4 protein-coding genes are annotated in these 5,248 nt (G+C 70.4%); 2 read left to right on the top strand and 2 right to left on the bottom strand.

Features of this window, described 5'->3' with window-relative positions; translation table 11 throughout:
- Nucleotides 1–27: 27 nt before the first annotated feature.
- Together ABCR83_RS32070 and ABCR83_RS32065 are read right to left on the bottom strand one after the other, a co-directional pair.
- On the bottom strand, nt 28–384 hold the full coding sequence (locus tag ABCR83_RS32070; RefSeq protein WP_462698783.1) for a DUF397 domain-containing protein: 357 nt from the start codon (nt 382–384) through the stop codon (nt 28–30).
- Nucleotides 381–1,238: a helix-turn-helix domain-containing protein gene (locus tag ABCR83_RS32065; protein WP_462698782.1), complete on the bottom strand. Its 858-nt coding sequence runs from the start codon at nt 1,236–1,238 to the stop codon at nt 381–383. Before ABCR83_RS32065 ends, ABCR83_RS32070 begins: the two co-directional genes overlap by 4 nt.
- 160 nt (nt 1,239–1,398) lie before the next feature.
- Here ABCR83_RS32065 and ABCR83_RS32060 point away from each other — a divergent pair, with 160 nt between their 5' ends.
- Both ABCR83_RS32060 and ABCR83_RS32055 read left to right on the top strand, forming a co-directional pair.
- Complete coding sequence (locus ABCR83_RS32060; protein ID WP_462698781.1) at nt 1,399–1,992, top strand: Uma2 family endonuclease; 594 nt, start codon at nt 1,399–1,401, stop codon at nt 1,990–1,992.
- Nucleotides 1,993–2,082: 90 nt separating this feature from the next.
- Nucleotides 2,083–5,172: a bifunctional [glutamine synthetase] adenylyltransferase/[glutamine synthetase]-adenylyl-L-tyrosine phosphorylase gene (locus ABCR83_RS32055; protein WP_462698780.1), complete on the top strand. Its 3,090-nt coding sequence runs from the start codon at nt 2,083–2,085 to the stop codon at nt 5,170–5,172.
- The last annotated feature ends 76 nt before the right edge of the window (nt 5,173–5,248 follow it).

The following is a 5,248-nucleotide window of genomic DNA, read 5'->3' as shown; positions in this document are numbered from 1 at the left end:
ACTCCGCACGGGACGGCATCGTCTATGTCACCGCGGGCGGGGGCGGCCAGTGGCGGGTCGGGGTGGCCGCGCCCGGCCGCAGCGAGGGGGCCCGCCAAGGACGGGACCACAACCCCCACCACCACAGGGGGCGGGGGGGCCGCCCGCGCGGGGGGGGGGGGGGGGGCGGGTGTTTGGGGGGGGGGGGGGGGGGGGCCCCCGGGGGGGCCCCCCCGCGGCCGGTGGGAATGCGAGGCGGGGGCCTTGGGGGTGCTTGGAGTCACGTATGTGGACTCTGTCAGGAGTCGTTGTGATTTCGACGCAGTCGGGCCCATCTTCTGAGCTGTGGCTGCTTTTTATCCACTCCGGCACGGAGCCGTCTCTGGTAGAGGGCTTGAGGGTCATGTCTCTCCCAGCGCTTTCTCGATGAAGGCCACTGACTCCCGTGGTGTGAGAGCCTGCGCCCGGATGGTCCCATAGCGCACCTCAAGGACCTGGATCTCCTTGGGGTCAGTGATCACATGGCTGGTGAGCTGGACCTCGCTGTGGGCTACCGTGGTGCCTTCCTTGAACCTGAGCAGCCTGAATGGTCCACCGAGGCCCGAGTTCTCTTCACGGCTCAGTGGCAGCACTTGCATGTCCACGTTCCGCAGTTGACTGACCTCTAGCAGGCGTTCGAGCTGGCGGCGCATCACCATTCTGCCCCCAATGGGGCGGCGTAGTGTTGCCTCGCACTGCACAAAGCTGAAGGCAGGCATGACTGTTGAGCTGTCAATGAGCTGCTGACGTGCCATGCGCGCGGCTACCCTTTGCTGCAGCTGTTCCTCGCTGAACGATGGGCGTCGGGTGTTGAACACCGACCGTGCGTACTCCTCAGTCTGCAACAACCCTTGGATGACCGAGTTGTTGTAAGAGCTCAGCTCCACAGCGTCCCGCTCCAGCCGCGCGAGATCCCGCACCTTCTTCGGGAACCGCGACTCCGCGACATCCCGCTTCATCGCGGCGAGCTTCCCGCCTGCCCCCAGCACCTCATCCGCCCTCTCCAGGAACTCGGGCTGGGGGACGCGTGTCCCCTTCTCCACCTTGTAGACAAGGTCCGCGCCATACCCGATCGCCGCCGCCAAGCCGGCAACCGGCATACCCGCCGCCTCCCGCCACAGCTTCAACTGGCGGCCCACCGCCGCGATCACCACCACCGACTCGTCCTCCGGATCGAGCTCCCAGCCGGGCTCGTCCGGCGCACCGTCGCTCACGCTCATCCGCGTCCACCCCCATGTGCCTGTTCCTCGACGCCGCAGAGGCCGCTCGCCGCTCGTACAGACCGGCGCCCCGCCGGTGACAGCCTATGCACACACGACCACCCTCGGTGGTGGGAAGCGGGAAAGCTGACAGCCGTGCATCGGCACCGTCCCGGCTAGCATGAGTCATGTGTCTCCGGCCGCAGAGCCACACGCAAGGTCGCTCCACTACCAGGCACTGCGAGACGTCGTCGAGCAGATACAGCACAGCGTGCCCGGCAAGCTGGAGATCACCAAAGAAGGAATCGTTCACGACCTGACGTCGCCCGGGAGGCCGCATGAGCTGACCGCACTCCGCATCAGCCGCCGTCTGGAGAAGGTCATGCCGGAGGGCTTGGTCGCTCCTGCTGGGACACCCGACGTGGAAGACGTGAACGAAGGCGTCATGCGCCATCCCGACGTCATGGTGATCCGGGAAGAGGACATGGAGGGCGAGGGCTCCTTCGACCCGCGCACCGTCATCGCTGCCATCGAAGTCGTGTCCCGATCCAACCCGGACAACGACTGGAGCGGCAAGATGCGCGATTACCCTCTGCTCGGGATCCCCATATACGCGATTTTCGATCCCCGCAAGGGAGAGGGCGCGGTCCTGTCCGACATCCACCCGACTCCCTCCGGCCCCCGGTACGCGACCAGGAAGGATTTCGTGTACGGCGAGGACGTCACCATCGGCGAGTGGACGATCTCGACGGAGAACCTCCCCCGTTACCGCTAGCGCACCAGCGCCCCGGCCGCATCCGCGCCGTGCGGATAGGCTGGGAAGCCGGAACCCTTGATCGGACATGGTCAGGCTGGAGGCGGCGGAATGACGGGGCCGGGGCGCAGAAGCAGCACCTTCAGCCGACTGGCGCGGTACGGCTTCACCGATCTCGCCGCCGCCGAGCGCCTGCTGGAGCTCCCCATACTCTCGACCGTACGGTCCGACCACGTACTCCTGGACGCGCTCGGCGCCACCGCCGACCCCGACCTCGCGCTGCGGAGTCTCGTCCGGCTCGTCGAAGCGCTGCCCACGGAGCCCATGGACGAGCGGCAGGCGCTGCTCTCCACCCTGGTCACCGCCAAGCCGCTGCGCGACCGGCTGCTCGGGGTGCTCGGTGCCTCCGAGGCGCTGGGGGATCACCTCACCCGGCATCCCCGGCACTGGGCGGCGCTGATCGCCTTCGAGTCATCCGATCTGCACCCCGCCACACCGGAGTTCGAGCTGGCCCTGGCCGAGGGGATGACGGCGGAAGCAGCCCTGGCACCCCCCGACGCGCTGCGCGTCGCCTACCGGCGCTGTCTGCTGGCCATAGCGGCCAGGGATGTCACCGGCACCATCGACATCGCCCAGACCGCCGCGGAACTGGCCGATCTGGCCACCGCCACCCTCCGGGCCGCCCTCGCCATCGCCGCCCGGGAACAGCCCGAGGACGCCGCGGCCTGTCGGCTGGCCGTCATCGGGATGGGCAAGTGCGGTGGCCGGGAACTGAATTACGTCTCGGACGTCGACGTCATCTTTGTCGCGGAGGCGAGAGACGGCGCCGAAGAGGGCCCCGCCCTCCAGGCCGCCACCCGGCTCGCCTCCCGGGCGATGCGGGTCTGCTCCGACGTCACCGCCGAGGGCACCATCTGGCCCGTCGACGCCAACCTCCGGCCGGAGGGGCGCAATGGTCCCCTGGTGCGAACCCTCTCGAGTCACCTCGCCTACTACCAGCGCTGGGCCAAGACCTGGGAGTTCCAGGCCCTCCTCAAGGCCCGGCCGGTGGCCGGCGACCTCGCCCTCGGACAGGCCTATGCCGATGCCGTCGCCCCGCTCGTCTGGCAGGCCGCCGAGCGGGAGAACTTCGTCGCCGATGTGCAGCAGATGCGCCGCCGGGTCATCGCCTCCATCCCCGCCGGCCAGGTCGACCGCGAACTCAAGCTCGGCCCGGGCGGGTTGCGCGACGTCGAATTCGCCGTACAGCTGCTGCAGTTGGTGCATGGGCGGAGCGATGCCACGCTGCGCAAGGCGGGAACGCTCGACGCCCTGGCCGCACTTGCGGCGGGCGGCTATGTGGGGCGGGCCGATGCCGCCGCACTGGACGCCGCCTACCGCTTTCTGCGCGCCCTGGAACACCGCATCCAGCTCTACCGGCTGCGCCGCACCCATCTGATGCCCGAGGAGGAGGCCGAGCAGCGGCGGCTGGGCAGATCGCTTGCCAAGCAGTTCGACATGCCCAGCCACACCGAGCCGGTGGCGGAGCTGGGCAGGGCGTGGAAGCGGCATGCACGGGAGGTGCGGCGGCTGCATGAAAAGCTCTTCTACCGGCCGCTGTTGGATGCCGTCGCCCAGCTGGAGCCCGGCGAGATCCGGCTCAGCGCCAAGGCCGCCGGGCAGCGCCTGGAGGCGCTGGGCTATGCCGATCCGCTCGCCGCGCTGCGCCATCTGGAGGCGCTGGCCTCCGGGGTGACCCGGAAGGCGGCGATCCAGCGCACCCTGCTGCCCGTACTGCTGGGCTGGTTCGCCGACTCGGCCGATCCGGACGCAGGGTTGCTCAACTTCCACAAGGTGTCGGACGCGCTGGGCAAGACGCCCTGGTATCTGCGCCTGTTGCGGGACGAGGGCGCCGCCGCCGAGAACCTGGCGCGGGTGCTGTCCGCCGGGCGGCTGGCCCCCGATCTGCTGCTGCGCGCACCCGAGGCGGTCGCCATCCTCGGCGCCCAGGAGGGGCTGCGCCCCCGCGACCGGGCGGCGCTCGAGCAGGAGACCCTGGCGGCCGTGGGCCGCGCCGACGACGCCGAGGCGGCGATCGTCGCGGTGCGCGGAGTGCGCCGCCGCGAGCTGTTCCGCACCACCGCCGCGGACATCATCGGGGCCTATGGCCGCGCCGGTTCGGGCGCCGAGGCACATGCGGCGGGGGAGTACGGCACCGGCTCGCGGGGCGTCGCCGAGACGGCCGGGGATCCGGGCAGCCGGGTGGACACCGTGGGCCGGGCCGTCTCGGATCTCAACGCCGCCGCCATCGCCGGTGCGCTGCGCGCGGCCGTCCGGGCCGAGTGGGGGGACACCCTCCCGACCCGCCTCGCGGTCATCGGGATGGGGCGCTTCGGCGGGCATGAACAGGGTTATGGCTCCGATGCGGATGTCCTGTTCGTCCACGAGCCGCGCGAGGGGGTGGGGGAGGAGGACGCTGCCAAGGCGGCCTTCGCGGTCGCCAATGAGATGCGCCGGCTGCTGCAACTGCCGACCACCGACCCGCCGTTGCTGATCGACGCCGATCTGCGCCCGGAGGGAAAGTCGGGGCCGCTGGTGCGCAGCCTCGCGTCCTATGCCGCCTACTACCGCCGCTGGTCGCTGGTGTGGGAGAGCCAGGCGCTGCTGCGTGCCGAACCGGTGGCGGGCGATGCGGAGCTGGGCCGTCGGTTCATCGAGCTGGTCGATCCGCTGCGTTACCCCGTCGAGGGGCTCGGCGAGGAGGCGGTGCGCGAGATCCGGCGCCTCAAGGCCCGGATGGAGAGCGAGCGGATGCCGCGCGGCGCGGACCCGACCACCCACACCAAACTGGGCCGCGGCGGCCTCTCCGATGTGGAGTGGACCGTGCAGCTGCTGCAGATGCGGCACGGCTGGGCCGAGCCCGGGCTGCGCACCACCCGTACCCGGGAGGCGCTCGCCGCGGCCTGTGCGGCGCGGCTGATCTCCGCGGAGGAGGCCCGGATACTGGACGAGGCCTGGGTGTTGGCCACCAGTGTGCGCAATGCGGTGATGCTGGTGCGAGGGCGGGCCGGGGACACCTTCCCGGCCGACCCCCGGGATCTGGCGGCGGTGGGGCGGTATCTCGGGTACGAGCCGGGCCATGTCGGGGACATGCTGGACGATTACCGGCGGGTCACCCGGCGGGCGCGGGGCGTGGTGGAGGAGCTGTTCTACGGGGGGTGAAACAGGGGAGTGAACAAGCACCCTAGTGAGCCGGTCCGCAGATCCTGTCGCAGTAGCGGCAGATGCGGTCGATGAT

The organism is Streptomyces xingningensis (assembly GCF_054957865.1).
This window is presented reverse-complemented; position numbering and strand designations above follow the sequence as displayed.